At 43.3% G+C, this 20,268-nt stretch carries 11 protein-coding genes and 1 CRISPR repeat array; of the genes, 5 read left to right on the top strand and 6 right to left on the bottom strand.

The window, feature by feature from the left end:
- Positions 1–2: 2 nt before the first annotated feature.
- Positions 3–3,401, bottom strand: a complete 3,399-nt coding sequence (locus tag V7Q13_RS16210; RefSeq protein ID WP_333801718.1) for an ATP-binding protein — start codon at positions 3,399–3,401, stop codon at positions 3–5.
- A gap of 9 nt (positions 3,402–3,410) precedes the next feature.
- Between V7Q13_RS16210 and V7Q13_RS16205 the strand changes: the two genes are divergently transcribed.
- The 4 genes from V7Q13_RS16205 (at position 3,411) to cas2 (ending at position 9,558) form a co-directional block, all read left to right on the top strand.
- A complete protein-coding gene (locus V7Q13_RS16205) occupies positions 3,411–3,539 on the top strand; it encodes a hypothetical protein (protein ID WP_333801717.1) in 129 nt (42 codons plus the stop codon).
- A 424-nt stretch (positions 3,540–3,963) separates the two neighbouring features.
- Entirely contained in the window at positions 3,964–8,217 is a 4,254-nt protein-coding gene (cas9, locus tag V7Q13_RS16200) for a type II CRISPR RNA-guided endonuclease Cas9 (protein WP_333801716.1), read from the top strand.
- Positions 8,218–8,221: 4 nt separating this feature from the next.
- Positions 8,222–9,115, top strand: a complete 894-nt coding sequence (gene cas1, locus V7Q13_RS16195; RefSeq protein WP_333801715.1) for a type II CRISPR-associated endonuclease Cas1 — start codon at positions 8,222–8,224, stop codon at positions 9,113–9,115.
- 137 nt (positions 9,116–9,252) lie between these two features.
- A complete protein-coding gene (gene cas2, locus V7Q13_RS16190; RefSeq protein WP_333801714.1) occupies positions 9,253–9,558 on the top strand; it encodes a CRISPR-associated endonuclease Cas2 in 306 nt (101 codons plus the stop codon).
- Between the two features lie 178 nt (positions 9,559–9,736).
- Positions 9,737–14,928: a CRISPR direct-repeat array (repeat unit 47 nt; unit sequence GTTGTTATGAGTCGAATGTAATTCAAAGATCGAAAGCAAATCACAAC).
- 83 nt (positions 14,929–15,011) lie between these two features.
- Here cas2 and V7Q13_RS16185 read toward each other — a convergent pair.
- The 5 genes from V7Q13_RS16185 to V7Q13_RS16165 all read right to left on the bottom strand — a co-directional run bounded on the left by V7Q13_RS16185 (position 15,012) and on the right by V7Q13_RS16165 (position 19,046).
- The gene (locus V7Q13_RS16185) at positions 15,012–15,284 is read right to left on the bottom strand and encodes a hypothetical protein (protein ID WP_333801713.1); all 273 of its coding nucleotides are present in this window, start codon (positions 15,282–15,284) and stop codon (positions 15,012–15,014) included.
- 186 nt (positions 15,285–15,470) lie between these two features.
- The gene (locus tag V7Q13_RS16180) at positions 15,471–15,866 is read right to left on the bottom strand and encodes a hypothetical protein (RefSeq protein WP_157480337.1); all 396 of its coding nucleotides are present in this window, start codon (positions 15,864–15,866) and stop codon (positions 15,471–15,473) included.
- A gap of 159 nt (positions 15,867–16,025) precedes the next feature.
- Positions 16,026–16,655: a DUF4194 domain-containing protein gene (locus V7Q13_RS16175; RefSeq protein ID WP_333801712.1), complete on the bottom strand. Its 630-nt coding sequence runs from the start codon at positions 16,653–16,655 to the stop codon at positions 16,026–16,028.
- Between the two features lie 217 nt (positions 16,656–16,872).
- On the bottom strand, positions 16,873–18,360 hold the full coding sequence (locus tag V7Q13_RS16170; RefSeq protein ID WP_333801711.1) for a DUF3375 family protein: 1,488 nt from the start codon (positions 18,358–18,360) through the stop codon (positions 16,873–16,875).
- A gap of 77 nt (positions 18,361–18,437) precedes the next feature.
- On the bottom strand, positions 18,438–19,046 hold the full coding sequence (locus tag V7Q13_RS16165) for a ribonuclease HII (protein ID WP_333801710.1): 609 nt from the start codon (positions 19,044–19,046) through the stop codon (positions 18,438–18,440).
- A 125-nt stretch (positions 19,047–19,171) separates the two neighbouring features.
- On the opposite strand from V7Q13_RS16165, the gene V7Q13_RS16160 reads away from it, so the two are divergent.
- The gene (locus tag V7Q13_RS16160) at positions 19,172–20,257 is read left to right on the top strand and encodes a COX15/CtaA family protein (protein ID WP_333801709.1); all 1,086 of its coding nucleotides are present in this window, start codon (positions 19,172–19,174) and stop codon (positions 20,255–20,257) included.
- The last annotated feature ends 11 nt before the right edge of the window (positions 20,258–20,268 follow it).

Here is a 20,268-nt window from a genome sequence, read left to right as displayed (position 1 = left end):
CGCTAATTTTTTTCCAACGCTTCCTTCAGTTGTTTGATGGGCATATCGTACATCAAACTATCGCGGTTGGCCCTGCGCTGCACATAGTGTATGCGGGCCACAAATGGTTCTACTATTCTGAACTCTTCTGTTTTATCGGGGCTGACCACCATAATCTGCAGGTTGAGTTGCTTGCATAAATTCATGAGGTATCTGGCCTTCTCTTCATCCTGCCGGCTAAAGGCTTCATCCACACATATAAAGCGGAAGCTGCGCTGGCTGAGGCCATCGCTGGTAATGCCAAACTGATACGCAATGGCACTGCCTAAAATGGTGTAGGTGAGCTGTGCCTGTTCGCCACCGCTCAGCTTTTCGGTACCGGTGTAGCTGCGGTACGTACTCTTGTCTTCGGCACGTACTTCACGGGCCACAAACCGCAACCATTGCCGCACATCCATCACTTCGCGGCGCCAGCTTTCCTTGCTTTCTAAATCCTCAATCAGCTCTTTGATTTTTACATAGCTGGCTTCGAGTATCGAGTCGTCTTTGCTGCGGTGATACTCGGCAATATTCGGCTTCCATGCCACCAACCGATGGCGGAAATCTTTGATGTTGGGGCTGAGTTCTTCTCTGGCATCCAACTGAATATATGTCTTTGGGTTTTGGCGATAGCTGATACCAGAAAGGCTAATATTCAACTCATCTACCCTGCGACGTATTTGTTGTAAATGTTCATCCAACCGGCCACCAAAACTGCTCATGCGGTTAATCATTTCTTCGTTCAGGTACTTCTTGAAACGATCCCGCTGCTCGGCCAGTTCTTCACCCTCCAGGCGTTCGAGTAGGTCCATGTATTCACCCGCCAGGTCTACGCTTTCGGGCAGGCGGTGTGTATCGCCCCGCCAGTCAGGAAACCGCTGCAGCAACTTTTCATCCGTTGGATATTTGAACCGGTTGATAGCTGTGTTCAGCTGCCGCTTGGCCGATTCAGTTTTGCTGTTGAGCTCATCCATTTTTTTGCGGATGATATCCGTTACCTGATTGCGGACTTTCTCAATCACATCCAAATCAATGCTGTACTCAATCTTGTTGATGTACTCCAACTGAAACTCGGCCAGCTTTGTTGTGATGTCAACTCCTTCGTAAGCCATTAATATTTCATCACAACGTAGCTGTGCACTCTGCCACTGCTGCAGTTGATTGTGTTGCTTTTCTTCTTCCCTTATTTTTTCGTCTTTCTTTTGCTGCAGTTCTTTCAGCCGCTGTTGCAGGGCTTCTTTCTTCTGTTGCAGTTCTTTCAGCGTGGGGTCACCTTTTTCCAGCTTTAGCCGCTCTTTTTCTTTGGCAGCAATGTGTGCTGTTGTTGCTTCCCAATCGAGCTCTGCAAAAGATTGAAAGCGCAACAGTTCTTCCAGTGCTTTTTCCTGCCGTTCGAGGTTGTCTATTTTACTGCGCAAAACACTTTCTTCTTTGCGTAGCTGCTGCACTTTTTCTTCCCGTTGGGTGAGCTCTGCTATCAGCATGCGAAGCTTGGCGCTGTTGTCCCAACCCAGCACATAATGCTGGCGGCTGTTGCCCTTGTTGCGGTCATCCTTTTCATGCCGGTTGCCATGGCGAATCAGTCCGCTGGAAGTAATGGCATAATCTGTTTTGGCAAATTCGTTCAGGTTGTCGGTGCAGTAGTAGTTGTAGTATTTGCGCAGCTGAAACTCCACCCAATCGGCATATTCACTGTCGTGTTTGATGTCGAGTTTGTCGGGCACCGTATCAGGTTCCAAAGGCAGCAAATCGGTGAGGTAGTTGCCCTCTTTGTAACGTTCGTACACAATGCGGCCTTTGAGGTCGGTGCCCTGCACGTACTTGTTCACCATTTTGTAATACTGCTCGGGCACCAGCAACCGCTGACCAAAATTGTGCAGCAGTTTTTCAATGGCGTATTCCCATTTCTCTTCGCCTTCCCGCAGTTGTATCAGTTCGCCTACAAAAGGAATTTCAGCTTCAGTGGCGCCGCAGTATTCCAGTATCTCTTGTCGTATTTGTGCAATACGACCGGTGATATTGTTCTTTTGTTTTTTCAGTTGTTCTATATCGCCTTCGAGTAGCACCATATCGTCTTCTGCCTGGTGCCGGGCATCTTCCATCCGTACTTTGGCGGTACGTTTCTCATCCAGGTCTTTGCGCAGCTCTTGTGCTTTCTCTTCTGCCTTGCGGCGGTTTTTATCAAACTCCCGTTCGTTTACCTGCGTATCCCAACCCAGCTTTTCAGCAAAGCCGTTGTAGCGTTGTGTAGCTGCCTGCCGCTTTTCTTTTTCTGTTTCCAGCTCTTTCATTTGCCGGTCGAGCTCGGCCAGCAAGCGACCCGGCTGGCTGCTTTGTATTTGCACTTCGGTAGCAATGAGCTGCTGGTTTTCTTCATCAATCACCGCTTCAATTTCCTGTTTGCGCAGGCGGGTTTGTTGCAGTGTTTCTTCTAGCTGCTTCATGTCTTTTTCCAACAGGTTGCGCTGGTGCGTAGCAAACCATGCTGGCAAAGTTTGCCGGTGCTGATCGACTATGTATTTATCGGCTTCAATGTTTTTCCAATCGTTCCAATGCTGGCGTACGGGTTGCAGCAAGGCAATTTGCGTGATGGTTTTTTCAATATTACGATGTGCATCGCTCAGGGTTTTGAAATGGTCTTTCAGTTTTTCAAAATCGGCTTCCATGTCGGTTTCTTCCAGCATTTGTGTGCGGATGAAATCGTCGAGGTTGCCCAAAATTTTGAGGCTGATGGTTTGGTTGAAGAGGCTTTGTGCTTTTTCGCTGCGCATACCAAACACACTGCGCAGCCGTGTGCCGTATTCTTTTGGCCCGTCAAAAAATTCAATCATTTCGCGGCTGCCCTGTTTGGGATAATCTTTGCGCAACCGCTTTTTCCATTCGCCCTGTGTATCAAAATACCGCAGGTCTGTTTCGATGCTGAGCGGCTTGTGAGCCACAATAAAACTGCGTTTGAGATCGGTGCCGGCAAACCAGCGGATTTGTGCCAGCGTTACATATTGATCTTCGCTTTTGAACACCGCCAGTATCACACTGCGCACCTTGCTTCTGTCTTCCCGTAGCCGTTGAGCTTTACTACCGCTGTCGTCCTCGGTAAGGCCGTATTCGCCCAGCACATAGCTTTCTTCGGTGCGTTCGTTTTTGGTTTTGCCCTCGGCACTCATGTTGAAGCTGCGCATTCTTCGCTCTGCCGCCAGCAAGGTGAGCAAGGCATGCACAAACGTGGTTTTGCCGCTGCCATTGGCGCCAGTAAGCAGGCTGTTTTCGCCACCGGGTTCTATGTGGTAAATTTTTTCGTCGAAGGTGCCCCAGTTCCAGAGTTCCATCCGCTGCAGGCGAAAGCCGGCTTCGGCAGGATTGAGGCTAAATAAACTCAGGTTCATATATCGGCAATGAGTGTATCAGTTAATGGGATAATGGGTGTGCATGCAGAGCGTGTATGGCAAGTGGGCGAATATATTGCCCATGCCATCAAATATGCCAGTTGCAGCGGGCTATTTATAAACAATGCCGGCAGTTGAACAAATGATGTTGCGATAAACATGAAAACAAATGATTGCTTGGAAAGAACTCCAGCAGGGCATTTTGTATTGGTAAAGCACTTATTTTAGTATTTCTTTCCTGGTAAGTAGCATGGCGATAGTAATGCGCTTGCCCCACAGGAAAACAATAGCCTGGCAATAGCCATGGCCTACTATGAGCGGGTGAGAAATAGCGTGAACAAACAACATGGTGGCAACACCATGTATAAAAGCTATGTAACTACATGATCCACCTGACAACAACACAACAACAAACGGATAAAAAAAATGCCCCGCAGATAGGCGAGGCGCTAAAAAAAATCCCACGGAGTACGCAGGATTTAAGAAAAATCTTCGGCTTATAGCCTTATTGTGATAAGCTTTCGAATTTCAAATATAAGATTCATCTACATAAAAAGTAATCATGGAAAAAATTTTAGGTCTTGACTTAGGCACAAATTCTATCGGATGGGCAATAAGAGAAGTTAATCCTGAATTGGAAAATCAAATTATTGATAAAGGGGTACTCACGTTTGATAAGGGAGTGGCTGAAGATAAATCAGGAGAACACCCCATGGTTCAGAAAAGAACTGAAAGCAGGGGGAAAAGAAGAAATTATCAGGCTGAAAAATATAGAAAATGGGAACTTCTGGAATGCCTAATTCATAACCAAATGTGTCCACTATCAATTGAAGAGCTAAACGAATGGCGCTACTACACCAAGAGGCTGGGAAGAAAATATCCAAAAAACGAAAAGTTTATTCAATGGTTAAGATTCGACTTTGATGGAGATGGTAAACCAGATTTTGAACGGCTGGGTTTTAGCAAACATGAAAGTTATTACTTGTTTAGAGCATTAATTGTTGATGAAAGCAAAGTTGACATATTTCGAAAGGAACCAAGCATTATTGGAAGAGTACTGTATCAATTGGTGCAACGCCGAGGATACAACGATGGACAGAATATAGATGAAGCTGAGAAAGATGAGTTGAGTAAAACAATTATGAAAGGTGGCGGAGAGGCTGGTGCAGTTGGCGTAAATGAAATACTGCCTTACCTCGAAAAACACAAAACGCTTGGAGCGGCATTGTACTATTTACAAAAAGAACAAAAGACAAGAATCCGCAAGAGATATAACCTAAGAAGTCATTTTCAAAATGAGATAAAAGAAATATGCAGGATTCAAAAGCTTGATCATTTATACAAAGCTTTTTGGGGTGCAATAATTTGGCAAAGACCATTAAGGGGACAAAAAGGTCTTGTAGGTGTTTGCACTTTTGAACAAAACAAAAGACGCTGTCCAATTAGCCATCCTTTCTATGAAGAATACAGAACTTGGGTTTTCATCAACAACCTTAAGATTAAGCCAATTGTAAAGAATGGCAAAGAAATCAATTCGATGCCTCTTAATGATGCTTTACATCAGGTTGTGTATCCTCAATTTATTAAAGCCGGATCAGACTTTAAACTATCAAGCATCATTGCAAAGCTTAAAGAAAAAGGATTTGAAATATCCGCCAAATTCCCTGAAGACACTAAGGTGTTAAGTCTTTCGTTTATCTATCAAATAGGTAAAATATTTGGGAAAGAATGGCAAGAAAAAGTTGGATGGACTGATAGTTTAGAGGGAAAGTCTAAAGTTGTTCCGTACGATATAGAAGATTTGTGGCATTTACATTTTACAAAAAAGGATAACAAAGAAAGCGGAGAAAGCAGTAATGACTTCTTACATCGCTTTGGTTTGGAAAAGCTTGAATTGGATGAAGAAAAGGCAATAGCATTTTCTAAAATTCGACTTCAGCAAGGTTATGCTACTTTGAGTCTAAATGCAATCAAAAAAATTTTGCCTTACCTCCAACAAGGCTTCCTTTATAGTGAGGCGGTTTACTTGGCAAATCTTCCAAAAATATTGGGTATTACAACCGTTGACAATACCACAATAGAGCACTTTGCAGAGGAAGTAAAGAGAATACACAAGCAGAATAGTATCGATAAGAAAACGATTCAAGTAGTAAACGAACTAATCAACGATCAACTTAATTCCGATTCGAGGTTTGGAATGGATCCGGCTTACGAATTAGATAAGAGTGATTTCGATGACATAGATGCCAAATTTCAAGAGGTTTTTGGCAAATACAGTTGGCAAAATTTAGAAGCGGATTCTAAGAACGCAGCTTTGAAATTAGTCAGTGAAAAATATCTTTCTTTTTTGAGGAAAAGGATACACACAAAAAATGTGTTTGAAAAAACGGAAAGGTTGCATGCCAAGATTTTTAATTGGCTTAAAGAAACCTATGATGTACCTGATGAGAATATTAAACACCTTTGGCACCCATCTGAACAAGAATCCTATTTGCCAGCAATTGTCGAAAACGGGAAAGCATACTTAAGAACACCAGAACCAATTAGCAAAGGCTTTAAAAATCCAATGGCTTTAAAGACTCTTCATAAATTGAAAAGACTTGTTAACTACTTAATCAAGGTTGGTAAGATTGATGAAGATACCAGAGTGGCAATTGAAATAGCCCGTGAACTGAATGATGCGAATAAAAGAAAGGCTATTGAACGGTGGCAAAGAGAGAGAGAAAAGCACAATGCTGACTATAAGAAAATGATTGATGAGCTAAATGAAAAAACCAATTCAACCTTCAATAGCTCAGATAAAAGTTTGATTGACAAAATCAGATTGTGGGAAGAACAAAACAGACTTTGCATTTATACAGGAAAGACGATTTCACTTAGTGATTTGCTGAGTGGCAATAAGTATGACTTTGAGCACAGCATACCTGCCAGTATGAGCTTCGATAATGAACTAAAGAATTTAACCGTAGCGGATAGCTTTTACAACAGAGAAATAAAGAAAAAACGTCTGCCTTCTGAATGCCCAAACTATAATGATGAATTTGTCTTTGATGGCAAAACTTATCCTCCAATATTATCAACACTGCAAAACATCTTTGGTCGGATGGTTGAAAATGAAGTTGATATTAAGGGTAAAATTATTATCAAGCAATCGTTTGAAAAAATCGAACAATTAGAAAAACAATATTTGGAGTGGAAAGCTAAAACATCAGATGACAAACAAATAAAAGATAATATCATTATCAAGCGTCATCTGATTAAAATGGAACTTGACTATTGGCGTTACAAACTAAATACGTTTACAACTACTGAATACAAAGCCAGCTGGCGTAATAGTCAATTAAGAGATACTCAAACAATTACGAAATACGCTTTACCCTTTCTTAAAACAGTTTTTCATAAAGTTGAGGTACAGAAAGGAACGATTACTGCAGATTTTCGAAGAATTTATCAAATACAACAACCACTTGAAAAAAAGGAACGTACAAAGCATAGTCACCACGCAATTGATGCTGCCGTATTAACACTTATTCCTCCGGCTGCAAAAAGGGATAAGATTTTACTACGTTACAATGAATCAAAAGAAACTAAACAAGCTTACCATGCAAAGCCAGACCATTGGAGCAGCTTTCATCAGCAATATATACAGGCAATAGAAAAAGACATTCTGATCAATTATTTGCCAGACCATCGTACGCTTACGCCTACTTTCAAAAAAGTCAGGAAACGTGGTCAAGTACAATATGTAAAAGAAAAATTACCCAATGGGAAGTGGCAATTTAAGCATGATATCAATGGCAAGAAAATACCACTCATCGCAAAAGGGGATAGCATCAGAGGTCAATTACATAAAGAAAGTTTTTTTGGAGCGATTAAAATGCCAATCTATGAGCTAAAAAATGGCAAGTACATTCCAAAATCTGATGGCAAGGGTAATTTCCTTTTTCAAGAAAATGAGAAGAGAAATGACTCTATATTTTTTGTAGAGAGGGAAATAAACCTCTCAAATTTCACAAAGCTTGAAGACTTAGAAATAGTAATCGATCCTAACCTCAGAGTCTATCTACAGAATCTAATCAAAGAAAGGATAAGCTCAGGGAAATCATTCAAGGCAGCTATTTCAGAGCCTTTTTGGGCATTCGGTAAAAAATTTGACAAAAATGGGAATCCAATTTCGCCTATTAGACACCTTCGTGTAAAAGCAAAAGGTAGTGGTGCATATATCAATAATCCTGCTGAAATAAGAATTAGGAAAAACTATGAGTCTTTGAAGCCATATAAGAATATGTATTACGCAATTAATGGCGAAATTCCGTTTTGTGCATTGTATGAGTTAGATGGAATGAATAAAGTTGAAAGAGAACTAGTAAGCTATCCAATTCTTGAAATAGCTCACAATTTCAAATTTAATGGTCCGACAGGGATTGTAGAGGCCTACCAGAAAAAAGGCACAAAATTAATCTTACCGTTAAAAGCGATTTTGAGGCCTGGACAAAAAGTGATTTTCTATAAAGAATCTGTTGCCGAGTTATTAGACTTATCTAATAATAATTCATATTCAGAACTGTCTAAACGAATGTATACCATTAACAACTTTGATGGTGATCGAATTGTCTTTATACATCATTTATGTTCTCTTCCTCAAGAATCAATTACCACTGAAATGGAAAATCGTGGATTTAAAAAGGGAGCTTCTTTTTTGGATTATGATCATCCTTTTCAAAAATTGAGATTGAGTAAAAACGCATTGAACATGGCAATTGAGGACAAAGATTTTACATTACTCCTAGATGGAAGTATAAGTTGGAAATTTTGAACAAATGATCAAACGCACCCTCTACTTCGGCAATCTCGCTTACCTCAAAACCACTAATGAACAACTGGTGATAGAGCGGAAAGACGAGGCGCCCAAAAGCATTCCTATTGAAGATGTGGGACTGGTGGTATTGGATCATCAGCAAATTACCATCAGCCAGGCACTTATGGCTAAACTGCTGGCCAATAATGTGGCCCTCATTACCTGCAACGAAACCCACCATCCGGTGGGTTTGTTGCTTCCGCTGGATGGGCACACCCTGCACAGCCAGCGATTTCAGCAGCAGCTCGATTGCAGTGTGCCGCTAAAAAAACAACTATGGGCACAAACCATTGAAGCCAAAATACGCAACCAGGCAGCACTGCTGGCCGAGCGGCGCATAGAACACAAATACCTGCACACACTGGCCGATACGGTAAAAAGTGGCGACACTGGCAACAACGAAGCCAAAGCCGCCCAATACTATTGGAGCCGTTTCTTCCCTGATTTTTTAGACTTTACCCGCCACCGCGAAGGCCCGCCACCCAACAACCTGCTCAACTATGGCTATGCCATACTGCGGGCAATAGTAGCCCGTGCATTGGTAAGCAGCGGCCTGCTGCCGGTAATGGGCATACACCACCGCAACCAATACAATGCCTACTGCCTGGCCGATGATATTATGGAGCCATACCGCCCTTATGTAGATAGCGTGGTTTACCAACTGGTACGTAACCATGGCCGCTTTTTAGAACTCAGCCCCGGCATGAAACAACAGCTGCTGGCCATACCCGCCATGGATGTGCAGATAGACGGGCAAACCAGCCCGTTGATGAATGCCGTTACCCGCACTACCAGCAGCCTGGCCAAATGCTTTGCCGGTGAGCAACGCAAAATTATTTATCCGCAATACGGATAGTGATTCGCAGATAGCATACAATAATTTTCAAGACAGGTGAAGTGGTCTCCTTTTTGAGTCAATTTTCAACATGCAGCCTCCAGCTCTCCCCCTATGGGGGAGCTGGAGGGGGCCATCGTTTAAACGCCTACCGCATTATGTGGGTAATAGTGATGTACGACCTGCCGACCGACACCAAGGCCGACCGTAAAAATGCCGCTAAGTTTAGAAAAGACATGCTGAAAGACGGCTTTCAGATGTTTCAGTTTAGCATGTACCTGCGGCACTGCCCCAGCAGCGAAAATGCTGAAGTGCATGTAAAGCGGGTAAAGCGCCTGCTGCCGCCCCATGGGCATGTGGGCATCATTACTATCACCGATAAGCAGTTTGGCATGATGGAAATTTTTAGGGGTAAGGAACCCGAAAAAACACCAGCGGGTGCCCAGCAGTTGGAAATGTTTTAAACGGTCTTCTCTCCTCCTGCGGAGGGGTGGCCGCAGGCCGGGGTGGGTTCTTCTTCTCCGCCACCTCACAATAAAAAATCCGGCCTTGTTAACCGCCAACAGGCGAAAAAAGGGGCCGGATTTTTTATCCTGTTCAACTCATGCAAACCCCTGTGGCACAAGGCTTTTGGCCAAGCCTGTTGTTATGAGTCGAATGTAATTCAAAGATCGAAAGCAAATCACAACTAAAAAGGCATGATGGCCCGTTTATCGCTGGTTGTTATGAGTCGAATGTAATTCAAAGATCGAAAGCAAATCACAACCGTACAAACATGGTCGCATTACAGCTGTCGGTTGTTATGAGTCGAATGTAATTCAAAGATCGAAAGCAAATCACAACGGTGGCAGCTTCCGGGTGCCGTATGTTGAAGTTGTTATGAGTCGAATGTAATTCAAAGATCGAAAGCAAATCACAACAAAGATGTAAAGCAGCATTTGCCGGAAACCGTTGTTATGAGTCGAATGTAATTCAAAGATCGAAAGCAAATCACAACATGCACCAGTTGCGGCCATTTCTTTACCCGTTGTTATGAGTCGAATGTAATTCAAAGATCGAAAGCAAATCACAACCCAAAGCAGCCCGAAGGCTGCTTTTTTATGTTGTTATGAGTCGAATGTAATTCAAAGATCGAAAGCAAATCACAACGCATAACCGCCGGTGAGTGATGCATAGAGTGTTGTTATGAGTCGAATGTAATTCAAAGATCGAAAGCAAATCACAACACTGTGCCATCCGTTTTCTGGTAATCGGTGTTGTTATGAGTCGAATGTAATTCAAAGATCGAAAGCAAATCACAACTGTTTGGTGGTGGTGTATCGTTCACAAAAAGTTGTTATGAGTCGAATGTAATTCAAAGATCGAAAGCAAATCACAACTGGTCATGCTGGGTGGGAGGAGGCCTTTTGGTTGTTATGAGTCGAATGTAATTCAAAGATCGAAAGCAAATCACAACAGAAAAATGATTATTGATAACAATGAAGAAGTTGTTATGAGTCGAATGTAATTCAAAGATCGAAAGCAAATCACAACGGCGAAGTTGCCGAACCGAAAAGCTAAATAGTTGTTATGAGTCGAATGTAATTCAAAGATCGAAAGCAAATCACAACTGGTGGCTCAAGCTGCTGCAATGCGCTGGTGTTGTTATGAGTCGAATGTAATTCAAAGATCGAAAGCAAATCACAACCATTGCTGCCTTTGTAGTCCGCTATCCACAGTTGTTATGAGTCGAATGTAATTCAAAGATCGAAAGCAAATCACAACACTAAACACGGAAAGACGTGGACCAGTTTTGTTGTTATGAGTCGAATGTAATTCAAAGATCGAAAGCAAATCACAACCTTTCAATAGCACTGTGCATTGCCTCACCTGTTGTTATGAGTCGAATGTAATTCAAAGATCGAAAGCAAATCACAACACGAGTGATGTACTTCCGCAGGCATATAGCGTTGTTATGAGTCGAATGTAATTCAAAGATCGAAAGCAAATCACAACCTGTTTGGTGGTGTTGTATCGTTCACAAAAGTTGTTATGAGTCGAATGTAATTCAAAGATCGAAAGCAAATCACAACTGGCACAAGCATTATCCGCAACAACTACTGTTGTTATGAGTCGAATGTAATTCAAAGATCGAAAGCAAATCACAACAGTAGCACTCATAGCCCGGCAAGAAGTAGGTTGTTATGAGTCGAATGTAATTCAAAGATCGAAAGCAAATCACAACTGCGGTTAATGCGTTTGCAGATCGTCTATGGTTGTTATGAGTCGAATGTAATTCAAAGATCGAAAGCAAATCACAACACCCACGGCAGGCGTGGTTACCTGAGCCAGGTTGTTATGAGTCGAATGTAATTCAAAGATCGAAAGCAAATCACAACCGGTGCTGCTGATTTGTGTCATTTGGATATGTTGTTATGAGTCGAATGTAATTCAAAGATCGAAAGCAAATCACAACTGCTACGCAGGCAGTAGCGTAGTTCCATATGTTGTTATGAGTCGAATGTAATTCAAAGATCGAAAGCAAATCACAACTACAGGTATTGGCACATTAGGTGCAGCTTGGTTGTTATGAGTCGAATGTAATTCAAAGATCGAAAGCAAATCACAACCATCTTGGCCCATTTGCCTAGCTCGATTAAGTTGTTATGAGTCGAATGTAATTCAAAGATCGAAAGCAAATCACAACTATCTGAGTGAAAGCCTGTGGGATAATGGTGTTGTTATGAGTCGAATGTAATTCAAAGATCGAAAGCAAATCACAACGTTTAGCAATGCCACTGCCAACGATGACTGGTTGTTATGAGTCGAATGTAATTCAAAGATCGAAAGCAAATCACAACGATAGCAGCATTTTCGAACAGATTGTAGATGTTGTTATGAGTCGAATGTAATTCAAAGATCGAAAGCAAATCACAACCCTAAAGTATCAACCCGCACACTTGCCTTGTTGTTATGAGTCGAATGTAATTCAAAGATCGAAAGCAAATCACAACACACAGCACCTGCGTTTTGGCATCTGCGGGTTGTTATGAGTCGAATGTAATTCAAAGATCGAAAGCAAATCACAACCATCAACAAGTTTAAAACCCTGGCACTACGGTTGTTATGAGTCGAATGTAATTCAAAGATCGAAAGCAAATCACAACGTCAACCGGGTTATGCAAGTCTTCCGGCAGGTTGTTATGAGTCGAATGTAATTCAAAGATCGAAAGCAAATCACAACCTTATAATGCATATACCATTCAGCCCTCTAGTTGTTATGAGTCGAATGTAATTCAAAGATCGAAAGCAAATCACAACCTTCGCCATGTACTCATATGGATCACCATAGTTGTTATGAGTCGAATGTAATTCAAAGATCGAAAGCAAATCACAACACGCTGGAAGCTGTCAACAGATCGCTGACGGTTGTTATGAGTCGAATGTAATTCAAAGATCGAAAGCAAATCACAACCTTTGGCGTTTGCGCCGTTGCCGCCACAGAGTTGTTATGAGTCGAATGTAATTCAAAGATCGAAAGCAAATCACAACTTAACGGTTGCAACAAACTTGATTTCGATAGTTGTTATGAGTCGAATGTAATTCAAAGATCGAAAGCAAATCACAACTGAAGGACTGTGTGCTTAATACCCACACGGGTTGTTATGAGTCGAATGTAATTCAAAGATCGAAAGCAAATCACAACATACCAAAGGAAATTTGGAATCACATATAGGTTGTTATGAGTCGAATGTAATTCAAAGATCGAAAGCAAATCACAACTGATGCCAGTCGAAAGGTGTAGAAACATAGTTGTTATGAGTCGAATGTAATTCAAAGATCGAAAGCAAATCACAACTGGAATGTGAACGATGCGACCTTGACTTACGTTGTTATGAGTCGAATGTAATTCAAAGATCGAAAGCAAATCACAACTTGGGCCTGTGGCGTACTTTTTGAGGCGGCGTTGTTATGAGTCGAATGTAATTCAAAGATCGAAAGCAAATCACAACACAGAGATAAAAACATTGCCAACCCATCCTGTTGTTATGAGTCGAATGTAATTCAAAGATCGAAAGCAAATCACAACCTGTGGCGATACCGTAAGAACGGGTAATCAGTTGTTATGAGTCGAATGTAATTCAAAGATCGAAAGCAAATCACAACAGGTTGTTTTGATAGATGCTTTCTTCAATGTTGTTATGAGTCGAATGTAATTCAAAGATCGAAAGCAAATCACAACCTGCTACTTCGTAGGGGGAGTAGTAGTAGGTTGTTATGAGTCGAATGTAATTCAAAGATCGAAAGCAAATCACAACATGCCATGATACCTGAATAACGTGCAGATGGTTGTTATGAGTCGAATGTAATTCAAAGATCGAAAGCAAATCACAACTGGCAGCTATGGCGGTGGTGCCGGTAGCGGGTTGTTATGAGTCGAATGTAATTCAAAGATCGAAAGCAAATCACAACTTGATGTCGATCACTAAAACTTCGCCTTCAGTTGTTATGAGTCGAATGTAATTCAAAGATCGAAAGCAAATCACAACCTTTCACCCGTAAGGGATGCACGGGTAAGGGTTGTTATGAGTCGAATGTAATTCAAAGATCGAAAGCAAATCACAACCGGCACACCCTGGTTAATGGTTACGTTGAGTTGTTATGAGTCGAATGTAATTCAAAGATCGAAAGCAAATCACAACTGGTGCTATGTGCCGGGTATGCTTCGCTGGGTTGTTATGAGTCGAATGTAATTCAAAGATCGAAAGCAAATCACAACCGGCGGTAAATGCGGCATTTACTTCGGTGAGTTGTTATGAGTCGAATGTAATTCAAAGATCGAAAGCAAATCACAACAACTGCATTGGCTTTGCACCGGCACTTTCTGTTGTTATGAGTCGAATGTAATTCAAAGATCGAAAGCAAATCACAACCGAGTACATCTGCATCCATTTTGGCTGCATGTTGTTATGAGTCGAATGTAATTCAAAGATCGAAAGCAAATCACAACAACTGAAAGAAACCATTGAGCTGCCCAACTGTTGTTATGAGTCGAATGTAATTCAAAGATCGAAAGCAAATCACAACTAGTTGATGGTCATAAAGGCGCCCACTTTGGTTGTTATGAGTCGAATGTAATTCAAAGATCGAAAGCAAATCACAACTAAAGCTGGGCCGGTATGGCATGGCTACAGGTTGTTATGAGTCGAATGTAATTCAAAGATCGAAAGCAAATCACAACAGTAATAAGGTGTTAACCCATTAAAACAAGTTGTTATGAGTCGAATGTAATTCAAAGATCGAAAGCAAATCACAACTGAAGCGGGGTGCTTTGGCATGCAGGATGTGTTGTTATGAGTCGAATGTAATTCAAAGATCGAAAGCAAATCACAACTCTAAGGGTATTTGGTTAAACTTTCGGGTTGTTGTTATGAGTCGAATGTAATTCAAAGATCGAAAGCAAATCACAACTAAAATGGCATGATGGCCCGCTTATCGCTGTTGTTATGAGTCGAATGTAATTCAAAGATCGAAAGCAAATCACAACGAGAACAATGCAGTCTTCCAGCTCGGCTTTGTTGTTATGAGTCGAATGTAATTCAAAGATCGAAAGCAAATCACAACCTTTCCCAATTGATGGTGTTATTGGCCAGCGTTGTTATGAGTCGAATGTAATTCAAAGATCGAAAGCAATTCACAACGTAAATGGCGAAGCAAAGCTGGTACAGTTGGTTGTTATGAGTCGAATGTAATTCAAAGATCGAAAGCAATTCACAACACGACCCCGAAAGACCGTCCTACGTAACCGTTGTTATGAGTCGAATGTAATTCAAAGATCGAAAGCAATTCACAACAGGACAAGTTTCGTGTGACACGAGCCTTGGCACAGAATCCGCATCTTTAACATAACACTTAACTCTTTTGAAGTGCTTGTAGTTCAGCAGGGTTCTAATACATAATTCAACAATCCAACATCTGTTCCTTCAATTAAATGTGGTATCCATACAATTTTCTTGTGCTGCTGGAGTGCTTGTTCTACTAATTCAGTAAGAATAAATTCGGAGCCATATTGTACAGATCCTGCCATCAGCTCCTGAAAGGTCTGCCCAGTTTTTGCCAGATATTCATTAACCCTCTCCGTCATTATTTTTGCGTATTCAATTTGCCGATTGGCACTTTGTGGGATCATTAATTTTGACAATATTTTCATCCCTTTTTATTCATGGGCAAAGTTAATATCCAGCAAAGCAATATTGATATCCCCAACTTTTACCAAAAGCATAAGACGCTGCAAATACAAACCGTCGAAGCGTAGTCGGGATACTGCAAGGCCCTACGGCATGAAGGTAGTGCTCATCCGCACTATGTATGCGGTATGCTTTCAGTTGTGATCGTACTACTCCTGCCCTTCCTTTCGAAACAGCTGAATGGCGGTATTTACCGCTTCACGTTTGTTATCGGGGTTGTTGGGCTCGTACACATAGGTGAAGGGGTTAGACACGGCAATAGCCACCCGGCCAATGCCTCGTATTTTGTAATCATCGCCGTCGCCATCTTTGAGAAAGAAAACAGTGAGTTGTGCTAATGCATCTTTTACCAATACCCATTGCAACATAAATTCTTGTAGCTCTTTGTTTTTATAATACTGATACACCGTATCCGATTTGGCGGTGAGCTTGGGCGCATCGGGTACATCAAAAATGAGTTGGGCATTGTAAGGGGGTTTGCGCCACACTTGCGCATACGAAAGGGTGCCACAGCAAAGGGCACAGCACAGCAGCCATTGTTTCATGCAATACAGGGGTTTATAGTTTTTGATACATACAAACGCCTACTGCACAACTGCACAGATAGTGATACAGCATTGGAATACAATAAACAGCCGAACGGCCAGCGTTTGCACTGTGGTACTAACGCCGGCCGTTTGCGGGATATTGTATCGTTATCTGGCTTATGCTTCGATATCGCCTTTCATTTGTGTTAAAAAATATTGTAACGTGTCTTCATCAAAACGAGCTTTCAAAATACGGCGTACTTCAAAGCGATCGTCTTCACTGGCGCTACTGTCCGTTTTTAGTTTTTTGAGGTAGCCCAGTTCGCCTACTTCTTCTATATAGCGGTTCAGCTCTTTGATGAGTTTCATGCGGTTGGCCTTCTCTTTAAAAAAAGTTTCGAGCTCTACCCGTAGCAGCTTGCGGGTGATGTACAGGTTGCGGTTGCTGGTATCGTTGAGCTCAAACTCGTCGAGCATTTTGCGCAGAATCACACACAGCAACGTGACTTCATAACTCAACGGACGGCGTTGCACCAAACCTACGGTGTTGCCTTTGTCATCGAGTTCGAGTTGTTTTAAATAAGCGTAGCCATCCCGCTGGTCAATGATGAGCTCCACAGCAATTTGCTCAAACCACATGATGAGCTCCGTTTTGTAAATGCTCAGCTTGTGCCAGAGTTCTTCTTCATCATCAAATAATGGGCCTCGCAGCAAGCGGGCAGCACAACGGGCCCAGGGCTGTACCCGGGCTACATGCGGCATGTAGGCAGTGCCGCTTTGGTGTGCTTCAGTAAATAGGTTGCTCATGAAAGAATTTTTTTTAACCACAGAGGCGAAAGAGGTAAACACAGAGGAACACAGTGTTTTTCAGGTTCTTATTTCTTTATTTACTGTCAACTATCATCTGTCATCAATTTTTAACCACAGAGGCAATGGAGTCCCGATAGCTATCGGGAGCAAACGACAAACTGCCAACTGCAAACTCCTTAACCTCGGCCTTCAGCGTTTCGCCTTCAGCCTTTTATCAACTAAATACAATCTGCGGCACCTGCAGGTATTTCTGTTGTGCCTTGTCAAACAAAATATCTTCAATCGTGTCGGGTTGTATGCTGGCGTTGCGCAGGTGTACGGCCAGGCTCACGTAAGCCAGCAGCTCTGCCAATCCTCGGGTACAGCCATGTTTGTCTATCACTTGTTTGAGTGTTACTTGTTTGTGTTTCTTCAGCATACTGCTGATGTTGCTTTGCAACACCGCTTTGTCTATGCTGCCATCGTCCATCAATTTATGCAATTCCGTCAGCTGGTCTATGCTGAGGGTTGCTGCATTGGGTGCTGTGCCAAATTCATTGTCGCTGGGACGGTCGCCGTGGCGCCTGTCCATGGGCAGACTTATGTCTGGCCGGTCATCTACATAGGCCATGGGGGCTTTCTTTTCGTTGCGGTCGGCTTGCTGTATGGCCTGCTGTAATATCTGGTTGATGATGTCTCTGGTTTTGCGCCGGTTGCCTCTTTCTTTTTCTACTACAATACGGCTGAGCTTGTACCCCAGCAGCTGGTTGGTTTCTAACACTTTGATGCCCGCCGCATGCAGCATGTATTTCAGTTGCAGCAGCTGGCGGCTTTCGTAGGTAATGTCGGTATGGTCCAGCAGGTCGTACACCTGTTGCAACATGTCGGTAAACTGTTGCTGCTTTTCATCATCCATCAAAAACTCCCAGAAGGCATAAAAGCTCTTGCCCTGATCGTTTGTTTTCAACTCTTCGAGTGCATCAAACGTAAGGCGCAGTAACTGGCCTTTGCTCAGCGTAGCATCGGCATGGCGGTGGCTGATGGTTTTATAAATCTCTTTGAAGTTTTCTTCCACTTCGCGGAAGTCGCCACTCAGCTCTTTGCTCAGCCGTTCTATTTCGGCCCAGCGGCTTTTAATTTGCCATGGCTCGTACACCCGTACTTTACCGGATTGTTTAATGAGTTTTATTTCTTCATCCATCTGCCTGCGCTTCTCCTGCAGTGCTTTAATGCGTTCATCCGGATCTTCGTTTGTTTGCTGCACCAACTCCTGCACTTTGGTAAACAAATCGAGCAGTTTGCTTTCGGTGCCTACAAAATCTTTTTCCCGCAGCAGCTCCAGTGCCTGAAATACTTTTTCGGTATGGCGAGTAAGCGTTACATAGGGTTCATGCGTTTTTTCGTGAAGGTTGATGAAGATGAACCGGTTGTCTTCATCGGCCCAACGCTTGAGGTAGGTATCGGCCCGTTCGTAATAATCGCTGCTGATGTAGCTGAGTGTTTGCTGCTCTTCGCTGTCTTCCAAAAAGCCAAGGTTGGCCAAATAATCGGCCAGCTTTTGGGTGAGTTCCGCCAAATCAATTTGCAACACATTTTGCTGCCGAAACATTTTGTGTAAAAACGAAATGCTCATGGCCGCATGGCCACTGCGCAGCAGCTTCATACTGAGCGACTGGTGCAGCAAATGCTGTAGCGAACGATATTGAAAAAAAGTATCCGTCATGAAAAAAGCGGGGGTACAAAGTAAGGGGAGCAGCCGTTGTATAAAGGGCTTTGGCTGCCAATGTGCAAAACCCGGTCTCAACGCTTTTTCTCAAACAGCCTGAGCTGCGCCGGCACAATGTTGAAACTCCTGCGGTGGTGCAGGCACAATCCATGTGTTTCAATGGCCTGCCGGTGGTCGGCGGTGCCGTAGCCTTTATTGCGGGCCCAGTTGTACTGCGGATACTCCTGGTGCAGTGCCAGCATGTAGGCATCGCGGTGGGTTTTGGCCAGTATGCTGGCGGCGGCAATGCTGGCATAAGTGCCATCGCCTTTTACAAAGCACTGGTGCGGTATGCCGGGGTAAGGTGTAAACCGATTACCATCTACCAGCAATACTTGCGGCATAATGGATAAAGCTGCCACCGCCGCATGCATGGCCCGGTAAGTGGCCTGCAAAATGTTGATGTTGTCTATCACCGTTTGATCCATCATTTGCACACTCCAGGCCAGTGCCTCCTGCTCAATAATGGGGCGCAGCAGATTGCGGTCTTTTTCTTTCAGCTTTTTGCTGTCGTTGAGCAACGGGTGGGTAAAGCCTGTGGGCAAGATAACGGCTGCCGCAAACACGGGCCCGGCATAGCAACCACGCCCGGCTTCGTCGATGCCGGCTTCAATACTGTTTGGCTGATGATAAGGGAGCAACACGGGTTAAAAGTAATGGCAATGCATTGTCAATGTGCAAAGGCATCAGCATTTGTCCATTTGCATTTATTGCAAAAAGGCCTGTGTTAATAGAACTACTTTTGCCCGAATTTGTTTTACCCAAGTATATGTCAGTAATAGAGCAAGAAATACAGCGCAACAACAACAAAGCCGTGTACCGTTGGCTCATGATAGGCCTCGGCATGACCATCATTCAAATTGCCTTGGGTGGCATTACCCGCCTCACGGGTAGCGGCCTCAGCATTACCGAATGGGATGTAGTAACCGGCAGCCTGCCGCCACTCAACGAAGCGGCATGGTTGCAAGAGTTTGATAAGTACAAAGCCACGCCACAGTTTCGCTTGCTCAATACCGATTTTGATTTGAGTGATTTCAAATTCATCTTTTTCTGGGAATGGTTTCACCGCTTGTGGGCCCGCCTCATTGGCGTAGTGTTTGCCGCAGGCTTTATTTACTTTTTGGTAAAAAAGCAATTTGAAAAAAACATCATTCGGCCATTGGTGATTTTGTTTGTGTTGGGTGCCCTGCAAGGCTTGGTGGGCTGGATAATGGTGGCCAGTGGCCTGGAGGGTGATGCCGTGTATGTAAAGCCCACCCGGCTGGCGTTGCATTTCATTTTTGCACTGGGCCTGCTGAGCTATGTGTATTGGTTTGCGCTGCAGCTGAGTGTGGATGAAAAAAAACGCACCAATTGCCCTGCGTTACAAAAAGCGGCTTTGTACATTATAGCTGTGCTTACCATACAGTTGATTTACGGAGCCCTCATGGCCGGGCACAAAGCAGCCACCGCCGCTGCTACCTGGCCCGATATCAATGGCTATTTATTAAAACCACCGGGCTTGTACAAAGCCGATCATGGCTGGCTCAATTTCATCGACAATAAAATAATGGTACACTTTGTGCACCGCGGCCTTGCCTACCTGCTGCTGCTGCTGATTGTGTGGTTTTGGTGGAAAGCCAGCCGCCAGTATGGCTTGCTGCGCCGCCAATCGTGGTGGCCCATGGTACTTGTATTGGTGCAGGTGCTGCTCGGTATTTTTACCGTGCTCAGCAGCAAAGACATTGTGCCCAAAAGCTGGGGTACTTTTGAGTGGTTGGCTCAGCTGCACCAGCTCACCGGCATGCTCTTGCTGCTGGCAATGGTGCGGATGCTGTACCTTACCAGCGGCATACGCAAGGCAGCACATGCATAACGCTGGTTGTC

Origin of the sequence: Phnomibacter sp. (assembly GCF_036803085.1) — a bacterium.
Taxonomy (GTDB): Bacteria; Bacteroidota; Bacteroidia; order Chitinophagales; family Chitinophagaceae; genus Phnomibacter.
This window is presented reverse-complemented; position numbering and strand designations above follow the sequence as displayed.